This window comes from Bacillus sp. DX3.1 (assembly GCF_030292155.1).
Lineage (GTDB): Bacteria > Bacillota > Bacilli > Bacillales > Bacillaceae_G > Bacillus_A.
Genome location: NZ_CP128153.1, coordinates 4,066,144 through 4,082,585, shown reverse-complemented (window position 1 = coordinate 4,082,585; position 16,442 = coordinate 4,066,144). Strand labels below are relative to the sequence as shown.

General features: G+C 37.6%; 17 protein-coding genes. 15 read left to right on the top strand and 2 right to left on the bottom strand.

All coding sequences use genetic code 11. From position 1 onward, the window contains the following. Window positions 1-3 precede the first annotated feature (3 nt). The 3 genes from QRE67_RS20505 (at window position 4) to greA (ending at window position 2,776) form a co-directional block, all read left to right on the top strand. Window positions 4-1,284, top strand: coding sequence for a peptidase U32 family protein (locus QRE67_RS20505; RefSeq protein WP_286122047.1), 1,281 nt, complete (start codon window positions 4-6; stop codon window positions 1,282-1,284). Window positions 1,285-1,301: 17 nt separating this feature from the next. Then, complete coding sequence (gene udk, locus QRE67_RS20500) at window positions 1,302-1,940, top strand: uridine kinase (protein WP_286122046.1); 639 nt, start codon at window positions 1,302-1,304, stop codon at window positions 1,938-1,940. Between the two features lie 359 nt (window positions 1,941-2,299). Further along, the gene (gene greA / locus QRE67_RS20495; RefSeq protein WP_286122045.1) at window positions 2,300-2,776 is read left to right on the top strand and encodes a transcription elongation factor GreA; all 477 of its coding nucleotides are present in this window, start codon (window positions 2,300-2,302) and stop codon (window positions 2,774-2,776) included. Window positions 2,777-2,814: 38 nt separating this feature from the next. Here greA and QRE67_RS20490 read toward each other — a convergent pair whose 3' ends face one another. Then, a complete protein-coding gene (locus tag QRE67_RS20490) occupies window positions 2,815-3,096 on the bottom strand; it encodes a hypothetical protein (RefSeq protein WP_286122044.1) in 282 nt (93 codons plus the stop codon). Between the two features lie 113 nt (window positions 3,097-3,209). On the opposite strand from QRE67_RS20490, the gene QRE67_RS20485 reads away from it, so the two are divergent. Together QRE67_RS20485 and QRE67_RS20480 are read left to right on the top strand one after the other, a co-directional pair. After that, window positions 3,210-4,973: a peptidoglycan D,D-transpeptidase FtsI family protein gene (locus tag QRE67_RS20485; RefSeq protein WP_286122043.1), complete on the top strand. Its 1,764-nt coding sequence runs from the start codon at window positions 3,210-3,212 to the stop codon at window positions 4,971-4,973. Between the two features lie 214 nt (window positions 4,974-5,187). Then, window positions 5,188-5,817, top strand: a complete 630-nt coding sequence (locus QRE67_RS20480) for a YrrS family protein (RefSeq protein WP_286122042.1) — start codon at window positions 5,188-5,190, stop codon at window positions 5,815-5,817. Window positions 5,818-5,848: 31 nt separating this feature from the next. Here the strand turns inward: QRE67_RS20480 and QRE67_RS20475 are convergent, their stop codons facing one another. Further along, a complete protein-coding gene (locus QRE67_RS20475; protein WP_286122041.1) occupies window positions 5,849-6,064 on the bottom strand; it encodes a YrzA family protein in 216 nt (71 codons plus the stop codon). A 135-nt stretch (window positions 6,065-6,199) separates the two neighbouring features. Between QRE67_RS20475 and QRE67_RS20470 the strand changes: the two genes are divergently transcribed. The 10 genes from QRE67_RS20470 (at window position 6,200) to QRE67_RS20425 (ending at window position 16,430) form a co-directional block, all read left to right on the top strand. Then, on the top strand, window positions 6,200-6,838 hold the full coding sequence (locus QRE67_RS20470) for a class I SAM-dependent DNA methyltransferase (protein ID WP_286122040.1): 639 nt from the start codon (window positions 6,200-6,202) through the stop codon (window positions 6,836-6,838). A gap of 14 nt (window positions 6,839-6,852) precedes the next feature. After that, on the top strand, window positions 6,853-7,548 hold the full coding sequence (mtnN, locus tag QRE67_RS20465; RefSeq protein ID WP_286122039.1) for a 5'-methylthioadenosine/S-adenosylhomocysteine nucleosidase: 696 nt from the start codon (window positions 6,853-6,855) through the stop codon (window positions 7,546-7,548). Between the two features lie 82 nt (window positions 7,549-7,630). Further along, window positions 7,631-8,554, top strand: a complete 924-nt coding sequence (locus QRE67_RS20460; protein ID WP_286122038.1) for an O-acetylserine dependent cystathionine beta-synthase — start codon at window positions 7,631-7,633, stop codon at window positions 8,552-8,554. 3 nt (window positions 8,555-8,557) lie between these two features. After that, window positions 8,558-9,691: a bifunctional cystathionine gamma-lyase/homocysteine desulfhydrase gene (locus QRE67_RS20455; RefSeq protein ID WP_286122037.1), complete on the top strand. Its 1,134-nt coding sequence runs from the start codon at window positions 8,558-8,560 to the stop codon at window positions 9,689-9,691. A 466-nt stretch (window positions 9,692-10,157) separates the two neighbouring features. Next, complete coding sequence (gene adhE / locus QRE67_RS20450; RefSeq protein ID WP_286122036.1) at window positions 10,158-12,761, top strand: bifunctional acetaldehyde-CoA/alcohol dehydrogenase; 2,604 nt, start codon at window positions 10,158-10,160, stop codon at window positions 12,759-12,761. 127 nt (window positions 12,762-12,888) lie between these two features. Next, window positions 12,889-13,116: a YrhC family protein gene (locus QRE67_RS20445; protein ID WP_286122035.1), complete on the top strand. Its 228-nt coding sequence runs from the start codon at window positions 12,889-12,891 to the stop codon at window positions 13,114-13,116. 165 nt (window positions 13,117-13,281) lie between these two features. Continuing rightward, the gene (locus QRE67_RS20440; protein ID WP_286122034.1) at window positions 13,282-14,229 is read left to right on the top strand and encodes a helical backbone metal receptor; all 948 of its coding nucleotides are present in this window, start codon (window positions 13,282-13,284) and stop codon (window positions 14,227-14,229) included. A 5-nt stretch (window positions 14,230-14,234) separates the two neighbouring features. Then, window positions 14,235-15,263: a FecCD family ABC transporter permease gene (locus tag QRE67_RS20435; protein WP_286125340.1), complete on the top strand. Its 1,029-nt coding sequence runs from the start codon at window positions 14,235-14,237 to the stop codon at window positions 15,261-15,263. Next, entirely contained in the window at window positions 15,250-16,068 is an 819-nt protein-coding gene (gene fpuC / locus QRE67_RS20430) for a petrobactin ABC transporter ATP-binding protein FpuC (RefSeq protein ID WP_286122033.1), read from the top strand. Before QRE67_RS20435 ends, fpuC begins: the two co-directional genes overlap by 14 nt. Then, complete coding sequence (locus QRE67_RS20425; RefSeq protein ID WP_286122032.1) at window positions 16,035-16,430, top strand: ankyrin repeat domain-containing protein; 396 nt, start codon at window positions 16,035-16,037, stop codon at window positions 16,428-16,430. The genes fpuC and QRE67_RS20425 overlap by 34 nt, the downstream gene beginning before the upstream one ends. Window positions 16,431-16,442: the final 12 nt, after the last annotated feature.

The following is a 16,442-nucleotide window of genomic DNA, read 5'->3' as shown; positions in this document are numbered from 1 at the left end:
GAAATGACAGTAAAAGAAATTTCACGTGTAATAGATGGAAAACGTGTTATTGTGAAAAAACCTGAGTTGTTAATCCCTGCAGGTAACTTAGAAAAATTAAAAGTAGCTATCCATTATGGTGCAGATGCTGTATATTTAGGTGGACAAGAATTTGGTCTTCGTTCGAATGCAGGTAACTTTACGCTAGAAGAAATGGCAGAAGGCGTTACATTTGCAAAAAAGTATGGTGCGAAAATATATGTCACAACAAATATCTTTGCGCATAATGAAAATACGGATGGACTAGAAGACTATTTAAGAGGAATTGAAAAAGCAGGTGTAACAGGTATCATCGTTGCAGATCCTCTTATTATTGAGACGTGTAAACGTGTGGCTCCGTCTGTTGAAGTGCATTTAAGTACACAACAATCGTTGTCCAACTGGAAAGCTGCTCAGTATTGGAAAGAAGAAGGATTACATCGTCTTGTATTAGCTCGTGAAGCAAGCTATGAAGAAATGAAAGAAATTAAAGAAAAAGTCGATGTTGAAATTGAAGCGTTCGTCCATGGTGCGATGTGTATTGCGTATTCCGGAAGATGTACGTTAAGTAACCATATGACAGCACGTGACTCTAACCGTGGTGGTTGTTGTCAGTCTTGTCGCTGGGATTATGACTTAATTCAAACTGTATCACAACATAAAGACGCACAAGAACTGCCTTTATTTGAGGAAGATGATGCTCATTTTGCAATGAGTCCAAAAGATTTAAACCTTATACTATCTATTCCGAAAATGATTGAAATTGGGATTGACAGCTTGAAAGTTGAAGGACGCATGAAATCCATTCACTACGTTGCAACTGTTGCAACTGTATACCGCAAAGTGATTGACGCGTATTGTGCAGATCCAGATAATTTCGAGTTCCAACAAGAATGGTTAGACGAGCTTGATAAATGTGCAAATCGTGATACAGCTCCTGCATTCTTTGAGGGAGTTCCTGGATATCAAGAACAAATGTATGGAAATCATAGTAAGAAAACAACGTATGATTTTGCTGGTTTAGTGTTAGATTATAATGAAGAAACAGGCATTGTAACAATTCAACAGCGTAACTACTTCAAACCAGGTCATGAAGTCGAGTTCTTTGGACCAGAAATAGAAAACTTTACACAAACGGTGGAAAAAATTTGGGATGAGGATGGAAACGAATTAGATGCAGCAAGACATCCGTTGCAGATCGTGAAATTCAAAGTGGATCAACCAGTGTATGTGAACAACATGATGCGAAAAAGCATACTTCAATAAGAAAGAGTGGTAGTTGAATGGGGACGAACAAGCCTGTTGTAATTGGAATTGCTGGTGGTTCAGGATCTGGTAAAACAAGTGTAACAAAAGCAATCTTTGATCAGTTTCAAGGTCATTCGATTTTAATTTTGGAACAAGATTATTATTATAAAAATCAAGATCATTTACCGATGGAAGAGCGTTTAAAAACAAATTACGATCATCCATTAGCATTTGATAATGATTTGTTAATCGAGCATTTAAATCAATTGCTTGCATATGATCCAATTGAAAAACCAGTGTACGACTATACATTGCATACACGTTCAGAAGAAGTTATTCCAGTTGAGCCAAAAGATGTAATTATTTTAGAAGGTATTCTTATTTTAGAAGATCAACGCCTTTGTGATTTAATGGATATTAAAGTGTTTGTTGATACAGATGCTGACCTTCGAATTTTACGTCGTATGCAACGCGATATTAAAGAACGCGGCCGTACAATGGATTCCGTTATTGAACAATATGTAAATGTTGTGCGTCCAATGCATAATCAATTCATTGAGCCTTCGAAGAAATTCGCGGATATTATTATCCCAGAAGGTGGACAAAATCATGTTGCTATCGATATTATGGTCACAAAAATTGCAACAATTCTTGAACAAAAAGTGAATTTGTAATAGCATAGTAAAAGATATACGATAGGAAGGGATTTTTTCCCTTCCTATCGAATACAATGAAACATGCAACCTCACCTTTCTATAGGTGAGGGCATATTTATATCAACTTTCCATACATATCTTCTTTATATAAAGTGAAACTTCCACCAGTGGGGGAGTTTCTACATTCCCCATTGGTGGTTAGTTGAACTAATCGGGCTTTTACGGGATAAGGAAGAATTGGGAAAATACGGGGTTGTATGTGACAACTCCACTAGTGTCATTGCGCTAGAAACCTCCGCTATATGATAAGGCGGAGGAGTTTTCATATTGAACTCCTCTTTTTTTCGGGGGATTGGTATATAAAAGGAGTGGAAAACATGGCAACAGAAAAAACATACCCTATGACACTTGAGGGGAAACAAAAGTTAGAGCATGAAGTTGAACAATTAAAAACAGTAAGACGTAAAGAAGTTGTAGAGCGTATTAAAATTGCGCGTAGCTTCGGTGACCTTTCTGAGAACTCTGAGTACGACGCAGCGAAAGATGAGCAAGCATTCGTAGAAGGTCGCATTACACAGCTAGAAAATATGATTCGTAACGCAGTTATCATCGAAGATAACGGTGAAGCTTCGACAGTCGTAACATTAGGTAAAACAGTTATTTTTAAAGAATTACCAGGTGGAGAAGAAGAAGCTTATACAATCGTTGGTAGTGCGGAAGCAGATCCATTTGAAGGTAAAATTTCTAATGACTCTCCAATCGCCAAAAGCTTACTTGGTAAGCAAATTGGTGAAAAAGTAGCGATTCAAACACCAGGCGGAGAAATGCAAGTTGAGATCGTCTCTGTAAAATAATAAAAAAGTTCCTTCATATTCGTATGAAGGAACTTTTTTTATTTGTTTTGTTTTCGAAACAAAACAGCGACAAGAATTAGAATGCCACCGAAAAATAATAAGAGTACATAAAATACGATAATATAAGCAATTCCTTCTTGGTAAGCAAAAGGTGCGATGCAAATAAAAGATATGAAAGTAAGAAGTAATAAGGAAAGTCCAGGAATAAATCGTCTCCTATAGGATATTTTGAAGGAAAGAATAAGGAAGATGATAATAAAAATAAAAGGAGTAAAGAAAACAACCTGTTCCATCAGTTGATTATATAACAACCACTTCACCTCTCTTTTTCATCCATTATAGTAGGTAGTGTATTTTGAAGGAATAAAAAAGGAAAACATTTCTGTATAAAAAGAATCACATCTCGTCCAAACTGAAAGACGAGGTGTTTTTTATGAAGATGAAGCAACGAATTATTATCACCTTGCTAGTTTTTTCATGTATGATGCTTATTTTACTCGGTAGACTCGTACAAATTCAGCTGATCGCCACCGAATCATTTACAGATAAGCATATTAATTTGATTGAAAGAAGTGTTACTCAGCGCACACAGGCTGTTGTCGTAGATGATGGACGGGGACATTTTATTGATCGGAATGGAGAAGAGCTGGGAGAAGAAAGATATCCAGCTTTAATTGTGTTTCCATTTTTACAAACGAAAAACGAAATACTAGAGCAGGTTGCACATATGATTGGTGTATCACAGCGAGAGATAAAGAAACAAATACAAGATAGTAGAAGTAAGCCACTTATATTTCAACAAGGTGAAAAGCCATATAAATTAACAAAAGAACAGATGGAAAAAGTGAATCGTTCCGACATTTTAGGTATTGTAGCAACCGAAATGAAAATGAAACAAACACCGAATATAGCAGAGCATCTGATTGGCGTAGCGGGAGAAAACGAAAAGGAATTTGAAAAAAGATATGGAGAAATAAAACAATTTGCAAGCAAAACACCGATTGGAATTTCTGGATTACAGCAATCATTTGATGAGTTTTTAGTTGCAGATGGGGAAGCGAAGTTACTATATCATGTGGATCGACAGGGAGAACCGATTTTTGGAAAGCGGGTTAAATATACGTCTCCTGCTAATCCATTTTATCCAGTGACAGTCCAAACGACGATAGAGAAGACGTTGCAAAAAAAGGCGGAAGAGGTTGTACAGAAATACAAATTAAAAAAAGGGGGGCTGCTACTACTTGATGTAAAAACGAATGAAATAGTAGCAATGGTGAGCAAACCCTCTGTGCAGATGAATGACAACCAGTCATATAAACAAAGGTTGGAAAATCAAATGCTTACACCGCATTTTCCAGGTTCTGTGTTTAAAACCGTTATTGCAGCTGCAGCAATTGATTATGATCTTGTTTACCCTCATCGTATGTTCGACTGTGATACGGATCCATATGGAGAGAATAAAGCAGAAATAATGATGGGGAAGCGAACCTTTACAGAGAGCTTTGTAAGAAGCTGTAATCGAACATTTGCTGTGCTTGGTAATGAATTGATGAAAAGGGATAAGGGAGTAATAGAGACCTATACAGAGGCTCTAGGGGCAGGTAAAACGGTTGGTTGGAAGGGAACTGTCTTTCATACTTCTTCATTTAAACAATTACCAGAAGAAAAAGAATCGGTAGTTTGGAAGGATAAAGAGAATAGCAGAAGTCAAAAAGCAATTGCTCAAACGGCAATTGGTCAAAAAGATGTACGATTATCGCCATTGGCTATTGCAAACATGATGGCGACTATTGCAAGGGGTGGAGAGAAGAAAGAAATAAAAGCGGTCAAAGAAATTCGGTATAAAAATGGAACAACTTTATATCGTTTTGAAGATCATACATTAGCAGGAAAAAGAGTTTCATATCGTACAGTGAAAAAAATACAAGGGTTATTGAGAAAAGTTGTAACGATGGAACATGGAACGGGAATTTCTTTTCAATCATTACCGTTATCAGTTGCTGGAAAATCCGGAACGGCACAAACTGGGAAAGAAAACCGGGTAAATCGCTGGTTTGCTGGTTATTTTCCGTATGAAAACCCGCGATATGCTTTAGTTGTTGTCGATATAGAAACAAATAGTGAACAAAATATTGTAACGCCAATTTTCAAAGAATTTGTACAAGATATTGCTCAGTGGGAGAACGACATGAAGTAATATTGCCATCATTAGGCCTGTATCCCTGTATAATCGAGTGCAAGCACTTCATTTCTTTCATTGTTATCATTTGAAATAGGGCATCTACGATCTTTTAAAGGCAATAAATATTACTAGATTTTTTCATTTCATGAAAATATCGCGGTAATAGTTCAACCTTCTTGCATTTAATGTTACAATAGCAAGTAGAAAAAACTGCATGGAGGTTTGAAGAATGGCAGGAGGATCTAGATTCCAAAAGAAACAACAAAAACGTCGTCAAAACGGTGTTTTAAATATTGCAATTGCTATTGTATTATTAACAGTAATTGTTGTAGCATATCAGTTAATATTTACTTCTGATGCACCAGAGCAAGCGTCTTCTCCAAAAAAGAAAGTATCGCAGCAAACAACGAAAACTAAAGAAGCTGCGAAAACAGAAAACAAAGAAGAAGCTAAGCAAGAAGAACAGGCGAAATTAGAAGAGCAGAAGAAAGAAGAAGAAAAGAAAAAGGCTGAAGAAGAAGCAAAGGCAAATGAAAAAGTAGCGGCTGAAAAAACACAACCAAAAGCAACTGAAGCTTACACAAAGCCTTCTTGGAAGCCAATTGGTACAGAACAAGGTGCGTCACCAGCAATGACATTTCAACAAGGAACAGCAGATTGGAATGAGATGAAACAAGCGATTTCCTCTGCAATTGAGGTTCCAGTAGAACAATTGGTCATTCACCGTATTGGTAATAACGGTCAACAAAAAGCATATGGTAATGTACAAGATAAACAAAGCGGTAAAAGATATTATGTAAATATTGATTGGGTAGAAAATGAGGGTTGGAAGCCAACACTTGTTCAAACTCTAAACTAAAAGAGAGAGGTTATTACAACCTCTCTCTTTTTTAGCGCATTTTTTTCAATTTGAAATGAACAACTGCACTATAATAGGGTCTTTTGCTCTCAGGATCCATAACCATTTGATGAGAAATGTGATGAACTTCTAGCATAAGTGCTTTGTTATTGTCGACTTGTTCATTAATTTTTTTTTCTAAAGAAACTAAGTCTGATGCTTCGAAAAATTCTACTTTATCTTCTAACATTTCAAAGGTAAATGACACGAAGACCGCCCCTTTCTGCATAATCTAGTTAAGTGTAACAAAGAAAAGAAGGAAATACCATTTGCATTTCAATTGACATTTTTGTAAAGAGAGCATATTATACTGATAAAACCGATAAGAAAAAGGGGAATTCATATGGGTACAGAATTTAATGGTTTATTTGACGAATGGGCTCATACGTACGATTCATTCGTACAAGGCGAAGATATACAATATAAAGAAGTTTTCGTCCATTATGAGGAGATTTTAGAGGATGTAGTAAACAAATCATTTGGAAATGTATTAGAATTTGGTGTTGGTACCGGCAATTTAACAAACAAACTATTACTTGCTGGGCGCAACGTTTACGGTATAGAGCCGTCGCGTGAAATGCGCACGATTGCAAAAGAAAAGCTTCCGAAAGAATTTTCAATTACAGAAGGTGATTTTCTCAATTTTGATGTTCCCAATTCTATTGATACAATTGTGAGCACCTATGCATTTCATCATCTAACAGATGAAGAAAAAGACGTAGCAATTGCGAAGTATAGTCAATTGCTAAACAAAGGTGGTAAAATAGTGTTTGCTGATACGATATTTGCAGATCAAGAAGCATATGATAAAACTGTTGAAACTGCAAAAGAAAGAGGTTTTCATCAGTTAGCGAATGATTTGCAGACAGAATACTATACACGTATTCCGATCATGCAATCTATTTTTGAAAACAATGGCTTCCATGTAACATTTACGAGATTGAATCATTTCGTTTGGGTAATGGAGGCAACTAAGCAATAGAAAGAGGGATTAGATTGAGAATTGCTGTAATTGGAGCAATGGAAGAAGAAGTACGTATTTTACGTGACAAACTAGAACATGCAGAAACAGAAACTGTTGCAGGCTGTGAATTTACGAAAGGGACATTAGCGGGACATGAAGTAATCTTGCTGAAGTCTGGTATTGGTAAAGTGAATGCAGCTATGTCAACGACAATTTTATTAGAGAGATATCAACCTGAAAAAGTAATTAATACAGGTTCAGCTGGTGGATTCCACCAATCTTTAAATGTTGGGGATGTTGTTATCTCAACAGAAGTTCGTCATCATGATGTGGATGTAACTGCATTTGATTATGAATATGGTCAAGTGCCAGGAATGCCAGCAGGATTTACGGCAGATGAAGAACTAGTTGCATTAGCAGAAAAATGCATGCAGACCGAAGAAAAGATTCAAGTTGTGAAAGGCATGATTGCAACAGGCGATTCATTCATGAGCGATCCAAACCGCGTTGCTGCGATCCGTGAGAAATTTGAAAATCTTTATGCAGTTGAAATGGAAGCAGCGGCAGTTGCACAAGTATGCTACCAGTATAAAGTGCCATTTGTAATTATTCGCGCACTTTCGGATATTGCTGGTAAAGAATCAGATGTTTCTTTCGATCAATTTTTAGATCAAGCAGCGCTTCATTCTACAAACTTCATTGTAAAAGTATTAGAAGAGTTAAAGTAATGTAACAAAAAGGCAACTGTCTCATATAAAGAAAATACATACAGTTGCCTTTTCTTTATTGGCAAGTAAGGGGGAAAACACGATGAAGGTGTATCGTGGAGTTCATGAACTGATCGGAAATACGCCGATCGTAGAAATTACTCGTTTTTCACTTCCAGAGGGCGTTCGTTTATTTGCTAAGCTTGAATTTTATAATCCAGGCGGAAGTGTGAAGGATCGCTTAGGGAGAGAATTGATTGAAGATGCACTCTCGAAAGGGCTTATCAAACCAGGTGGCACCATCATTGAGCCGACAGCAGGAAATACTGGAATTGGACTGGCACTTGCGGCATTAGAGCATGATTTACATGTTATCGTTTGTGTCCCAGAAAAGTTTAGTATTGAAAAGCAAGAGCTGATGAAAGCACTCGGTGCAACAATTGTGCATACACCAACTGTAAAAGGAATGACAGGCGCAATTGCTAAGGCAGAGGAACTGAGAAAAGAGATTCCCAATTCATATTCGCCAAGTCAGTTTGCAAATGAAGCAAACCCACGGGCTTACTATAAGACGCTAGGTCCAGAATTATGGGAAGCGTTGAATGGAGACATTCATATATTTGTAGCAGGTGCTGGCACAGGTGGAACATTTATGGGGACTGCATCTTATTTAAAAGAACAAAATAGTGCGATTAAGACGGTTATCGTAGAACCTGAGGGATCTATTTTAAACGGTGGTGAAGCTGGTTCACATGAAACAGAAGGAATTGGTCTTGAATTTATACCACCATTTTTAAAACCATCCTATTTTGATGAAATTCATACGATTGCTGACCGAGATGCATTTTCGCGTGTAAAACAGTTGGCTCAGAAGGAAGGGCTTCTTGTAGGTAGTTCTTCAGGATCCGCGTTTCATGCCAGTTTATTAGAAGCGGAAAAAGCAAAACCAGGTACAAATATCGTGACCATTTTTCCGGATAGTAGTGAACGTTATTTAAGTAAACATATATACAAAGGATGGGAATAAAAAATGAGAGCAAAAACAAAGTTAATTCATGGTATTCGCATAGGAGAACCTTCAACTGGATCTGTAAATGTACCAATTTATCAAACAAGTACGTACAAACAAGAAGCAGTTGGCAAGCATAAAGGATATGAATATTCACGTACAGGAAATCCAACGCGTGCAGCACTTGAAGAAATGATTGCCGTGCTAGAAAACGGTCATGCTGGATTTGCTTTTGGGTCAGGAATGGCTGCTATTACAGCAGTGATCATGTTGTTTTCAAAAGGAGACCATGTCATATTAACAGATGATGTATATGGCGGTACGTATCGTGTGATAACGAAAGTATTAAATCGCTTTGGTATTGAACATACATTTGTAGATACGACAAACTTAGAAGAAATAGCGGAAGCCGTTCGTCCAAATACAAAAGCCATTTTTGCAGAAACACCAACAAATCCATTGTTAAAAATTACAGATATTAAACAAATTTCTACATTTGCAAAAGAAAAAGGTTTATTAACAATTATTGATAATACATTCATGACCCCATATTGGCAGACGCCAATTTCTTTAGGAGCAGATATTGTACTTCACAGTGCAACGAAATATTTAGGTGGCCACAGCGATGTTGTTGCTGGATTAGCTGTTGTAAATAGCGCAGAGCTAGCAGAAGAACTTCATTTTATTCAAAATTCAACAGGCGGTATTCTTGGACCACAGGATAGCTTTTTATTATTACGTGGTTTACGAACATTAGGAATACGAATGGAAGAAAATGAGGCAAATGCGCGTGCGATTGCTGAGTTTTTAAACAATCATCCAAAAGTAAACAAAGTGTACTATCCAGGTCTTGGAACGCATCCAAATCATGCATTAGCAACAGAACAAGCAAACGGATATGGTGCAATTATTTCATTTGATGTCGATAGTGAAGAAACGTTAAATTATCTACTTGAGAAATTACAGTACTTTACACTTGCTGAAAGTTTAGGAGCTGTAGAAAGCCTAATTTCTATCCCAGCTCAAATGACGCACGCATCTATTCCAGCAGATCGCCGAAAAGAACTAGGGATTACAGATACATTGATTCGTATTTCTGTCGGTATTGAAGATGGAGAAGACTTGATTGAAGATTTAGCACAAGCGTTAGCTTAATAGAAAAAGCACTGCTATATAAATACAAATTAAAAACCGACATAAAACCCTTCTTTTTCGGTGGGAGAGAGCATCTGGCCATGCATAGAAGCGGTCAGATCCTTTTCCTGCCCCGTGCCAAGTGAAAACAAAGAGAAGGTCACCTTTTGTTATCTATAGCCGCGGCTGTATGTCGAAAAATCAAAATGGATTTATATAGAAAAGGCACTGCTGAATGGAGCGGTGCTTTTTCCATTATTATATTTTAGATGTTTGTGAAGCATTTCACAAATTAGACACACACAAATGAAAATATTTCGTGTATATTGAAAACATGAAATAATACTTCACACATAAATATGTGAAAAGTTTCACAAACAATGGGATTCATGTAGAAAAGATAGTTCTATTTTTTTTCAGCTAATAGGGACCAATTAAGACCCTAAGGGGCTTAATTAGTCCCTAAAGCAGAATAGGAGGAATTTACATGGTAGTCAAAGAAAAAGTTGTAAATGAAATGCAAGAAGTAACAGAAATGATTGATACGTTGGTGAAGAACGGTCAGGAAGCTTTACAAGCATTAGAGAGTTTTACACAAGAGCAAATTGACAACATTGTACATGAAATGGCACTTGCGGGTGTAGATCAACATATGCCACTTGCGAAAATGGCTGTTGAGGAAACAGGCCGCGGTGTATATGAAGACAAATGCATCAAAAATATTTTTGCCACTGAATACATTTGGCATAGTATGAAAAAAGACAAAACAGTAGGAATCATTCATGAAGATCCTCATGAAGAAATAATAGAAATTGCAGAACCAGTCGGTGTAGTTGCTGGGGTAACACCAGTAACGAATCCAACTTCGACAACGATGTTTAAAGCGTTAATCGCAATGAAAACAAGAAACCCAATTATTTTCGCGTTTCATCCTTCTGCACAAAACTGTTCGATTGCAGCAGCTAAAACGTTACGTGATGCGGCAGTGAAGGTAGGCGCGCCAGAGAACTGTATTCAATGGATTGAAAAACCTTCTGTTGAGGCTACGAAGCAATTAATGAATCATGAAGGTGTAGCACTTGTTCTGGCAACGGGAGGCGCAGGAATGGTGAAATCAGCTTATTCTACTGGTAAACCAGCTTTAGGAGTAGGACCTGGGAATGTACCTTGTTATATAGAGAAATCAGCACATGTAAAACGTGCTGTAAATGATTTAATTTTATCCAAAACATTTGATAACGGTATGATTTGTGCTTCTGAGCAAGCAATTATTGTAGACAAAGAAATCTACAATGACGTGAAGAAAGAAATGATAGCAAATAATTGTTACTTTGTAGCGCAGGACGAGATGGGGAAATTAGAGAAACTTGTAATCAATGAGAATACATGTGCAGTGAATAGCGATATCGTTGGGAAATCCGCTCATTACATTGCGGCATTAGTGGGAATTACAGTACCAGAAGATACAAAAATGCTCGTTGCTGAAATCGAAGGAGTGGGTGCAGACTATCCGCTATCTCGTGAAAAATTAAGCCCAGTATTAGCTTGTGTAAAAGCAAATTCCTTAGAAGAAGGATTTCAGCATTGTGAAGGAATGTTGGATCTTGGTGGTCTAGGACATTCCGCAGTCATTCATTCAACTAATAAAGAAGTACAAAAACAATTTGGTTTACGTATGAAAGCATGTCGTCTTATCGTGAATGCTCCGTCATCACAAGGGGGAATTGGTGATATATACAATGCGTTCATTCCATCGCTTACACTTGGATGCGGATCATATGGGAAGAATTCTGTTTCTCAAAATGTGACGGCAACTCACTTACTTAATATAAAAAGGCTAGCAAGTAGAAAAAAGAATATGCAGTGGTTTAAACTGCCGCCCAAAATTTATTTTGAAAAACATGCAACAGGGTATTTAGCAAATATGCCAAACATTTCGCGAGCATTCATTGTAACAGACCCTGGCATGGTAGAGCATGGCTATGTTGATACAGTAACGCATTATTTACGTCAACATATGAATGATGTAAAAGTAGAGGTGTTCTTTGAAGTAGAACCAGATCCGTCAGATGAAACCGTATTTAAAGGGGCAGACATGATGCGAAGCTTTAAACCGGACGTTATTATTGCTCTTGGTGGTGGATCAGCGATGGATGCAGCAAAAGGAATGTGGTTGTTCTATGAACATCCAGAAACAACATTCTTTGGGATAAAGCAAAAATTTTTAGATATAAGAAAGCGTACATGTAAATATCCGAAACTTGGAAATAAAGCGCAATTTGTTGCGATTCCAACTACATCAGGAACAGGTTCAGAAGTAACTCCATTTGCGGTTATTACAGATAAAAAGAACAATATAAAATATCCGCTTGCCGATTATGAACTAACACCAGACGTGGCAATTGTTGACCCGCAATTTGTCATGACGGTACCACCGCATGTAACAGCAGACACTGGAATGGATGTGTTAACACATGCGATTGAAGCGTACGTGTCTATTATGGCAAATGATTATACAGATGGTTTGGCGTTAAAAGCGATTGATCTCGTATTTAAATATTTACCAAGAGCATACAAGGATGGAAATGATGAAGAGGCACGTGAGAAAATGCATAACGCTTCAGCGATTGCTGGAATGGCATTTGCCAATGCTTTTCTTGGCATTAACCATAGCTTGGCACATAAACTCGGACCGGAGTTTCATATTCCGCACGGTCGTGCAAATGCCATTTTAATGCCGCATGTAATCCGTTATAATGCAATTAAACCGAGAAAACATGCATTGTTCCCAAAATATGAGCACTTTATTGCAGATGAACGTTATGCACATATTGCGAGAATGCTTGGACTTCCAGCAAGCACAGTGGCAGAAGGTGTGGAATCATTAGTGCAAGCCATTATTGCACTGGGAAAAGAATTAAATATTAATATGAGTATTGCTGGACAAGGTGTAGAGCAAGAAACATTTGAAGCAGTTGTTGGTACGTTGGCTGAACGCGCATTTGAAGATCAATGTACAACTGCAAATCCGAAATTACCACTTATTTCAGAGCTAAAAGAAGTATACATGCAGGCATACAAAGGTGTGTAATGAATGAGAAAGAGCCGCTAGAAATGCGGCTCTTTTTACTTTGGAAAACTTCTCCCTCATTGGCTGTATTTACTTGCCTCTGAAACTATTAGAATATGATACAGTGAGAAGGAGGAGTGGTAGATGTATGAAAGAATTACAGCAGAAAATAGCAGACTATATTCGCTTCGGTCAAGTTCTTCTTGCACTAGGCTCATTTTTAATGATTGGGTTACTGATTCCAAATGAGGGAAGAGAAACACCACAATTATTTGCCATGATGAGCGCCATTGTTTTATTTTTAGGTGTGTCATTTTTCTTTTTCAAACGTGTAAAAGTGTTGCGTGATCAGTTAGAGGAGAACGAATATGAATAAGATTGCTAGATAAAACGCTACGAAAAGAGTATACCTTTTTGTAGCGTTTTTTAGTATAAGTAAAATTTTGAGAAAATGTATGCGATTTATATTGACAATGATAATCTTTATCAATTAAAGTGGAATAGTAGTTAATGATTATTATTATCAATTAGAGGTGAGGGAATGAAAAAATATATAACGCTGTTTACAGCGATTCTATCTGTTTTTTTCTTGTTAATCGGTTGCAATGCAAAAGACAACGAAAAAGCGTCTGCAACAAAAACAGACAAAGGAAAAAAACAAATCGAGATTACCGACTTCTCAGGCAGAAAAGTAACATTTGACAGGACGCCTAACAGCTTTGCTACCTTGAGCGTAGGAGATATGGATATCATTCATGAATTAGGTGGTAAAATTGTCGGTCGTCCAGATACGAAATTAACACTCCCAGACGATTTAAAGAAGGCGCAAGTAATTGGGAATGCTCATCAACCAAACTTTGAACAAATTGCTAGTTTAAAACCGGATCTTCTTGTGGCCAATAACGGGTTTCAGAAAAGTATTCCAACAGTTGAGGGACAGGGAACAAAGGTGATGATTTCCTCAGCAAATTCTGTAAAAGATATTCAGAAGAGTATCGATATATACGGAACATTACTGCAAAAAGAAGATAAATCAAAAGAATTAAATCAAAAAATTGATGATCAAATGAAAAAATACGAGAAAAAGAGCGATGCAAAAGCATTGCTAGTATACGGAGCACCAGGTACATATTTAGCGGCATTGCCGAATTCTTTATCAGGTGACATTTTAGAGAAAACGGGCGGGAAAAATATCGCTGCTGAATTCCCAAAAATGAAAGAGTATCCGCAATATGCACAGCTAAGTGTAGAACGTATTATTGAAGCAAATCCAGATGTTATTTTCTTAATTACACATGGTGACCCTGCAGGCGTGAAAAAAGCATTTGAAGGGGAAATGATGAAAAACGAGGCGTGGAAAAACTTAGAAGCAGTGAAACAAAACCGCGTCGTTATTTTACCACCAGATTTATTTGGTTCAAATCCTGGAACCAAAGTAACTGAAGCGATGGACTTTATGTATAAAAGTATACAAGATGTAAGGAAATGATGAACATGCAGAGTAATGCAGTAGTAAAAGAAAAGGCACATCCTTTTGCAAAGAAAAGATGGATATTGACGGTGAGTTTAGTTGTACTAACCGTCCTTGCCCTTTTTTATGGACTCATTGCAGGGAGTTTATCCTATTCATTGCAAGACATTATAACAGGTATACAAGATGAAAATTCAACAGTACACCGGATTGTATGGGATCTGCGTATCCCACGTGTACTCATTGGGTTTATTGTAGGGACATGCTTAGCAGCATCCGGATCTTTATTGCAAGGGGTTATGCGAAACCCACTCGCTGATCCCGGAATTATCGGAGTTTCCTCAGGAGCGGGACTCGTTGCCATTGTGATTATGATTTTATTTCCGCAGCACATGGCATTCCTACCACTTGGAGCATTTTTAGGAGCATTTATTACAGCGATGGTGATTTACGCTTTATCATGGCAAAAGGGAGCGCCGCCTTCACGCATTGTATTAGTCGGTGTTTCGATAAATGCATTGATTGGTGCTGCAACTTCAGCATTAATGCTACTTCATAGTGATAAAGTACAATCTGTATTACCATGGCTGGCAGGCGGAATTAGTGGTGTAAGTTGGGCACATTTTAATATGATTATTTATTATGCAATCTTCGCTATTATTTTAGCTTTCTTTGGTATTAAACATATTCGTGTTCTTATGCTTGGGGATGAAATGGCCAAGTTACTTGGGCACAACGTAGAACGTAGTCGTTTTTTCTTAATCGTAGTAAGTACACTACTAGCCGGAATCGCGGTAAGTGTTTCTGGACTTATTGGATTTGTTGGACTTGTTGTTCCCCATATGTTACGTCTATTAGTCGGAAATGATTATCGATGTTTACTGCCTCTCTCTTGCTTAGGCGGTGGAGTGTTACTTGTTTTTGCTGATGCAATTGCTAGAAGCTGGTTCGATCCGATTGAATTACCTGTTGGAATTTTATTATCCTTCTTAGGCGGTCCATTCTTCTTATATTTAATTCAGAGAGGAGGAAAACAAAGTGCTTTCCGTTAAAGAGGTGTCTTATGCGCATTCAGAGCGATTTCAAATTCAAAACATAAATGTATATATTAAAGCTGGTGAAATAATTAGTTTAATTGGTCCAAATGGTTCAGGTAAGTCGACACTATTACGTTTAATAGCGAGATTACTTGATCCTGGTACGGGTGAAATTATTTTGGATGGAAAAAACATTCATGGTATGAAAAGCGCAGATGTTGCGAAGAAGTTAGCAATGTTACCACAAATGCATGATCATCAGCTAGATTTAACAGTCCGGGAATTAGTAGAGTTTGGAAGGCAGCCTCATAAATCATGGAATAGTCGTTTTGGAAAAGAAGATGAAGATATTGTGGAATGGGCATTAGGTGTAACGAAGTTAGAAGGATATGAACATCGTCTCTTACATTCTTTATCGGGTGGAGAGCGGCAGCGTGCCTGGATTGCAATGACATTGGCGCAACGTACAAATGTCTTATTGTTAGATGAGCCGACAACCTTTTTAGATATTGTCCATCAGTTAGAAGTAATGGAACTCGTCAAGCGATTAAATGAAGAATTTGGTATGACGATTGTAATGGTTCTTCATGATATTAACCAAGCAGCTCAATATAGTGACCGTTTGCTTGTTTTAAAGCAAGGGGAAATTCAATATGATGGAGTACCAGAATGCGTTTTATGTCATCAAATGTTTCAGCATGTCTTTGGCATTGAGGTCGACATTTTTCAGGGAAGCGAAAAACCATTTTTTACTCCAAAACGAATTTGTGAAAAAGGAGAAGAGCGATGCAAACAGAGGAACGTATTACCAATGAATTAGTAAGAGAATTTGTGATGGCAGCTCATGGGGATTTAGAGAAGGTCCAGGAGCTTTTAGACGAACACCCGAGTTTGCTGCATGCTTCTTATAATTGGAGCGGTGCAGACTGGGAGAGTGCTTTAGGAGCCGCAGCACATGTAGGCCGTAGAGATATTGTCCTTTATTTATTAGAAAAAGGAGCACGTATGGATGTTTTTGCAGCGGCAATGCTTGGAGAACTTGAAATTGTTCAAGCGATTTTAGTGGTACAACCAGAAGCGTTGCATGCATCTGGCCCACATGGTATTCCTCTTCTTCAACATGCAAGAATGGGCGGTGAAGAAGCGCAGCTCGTTTTCGAGTATTTAGCCGCCCTAACATGAATTACCGCAAAT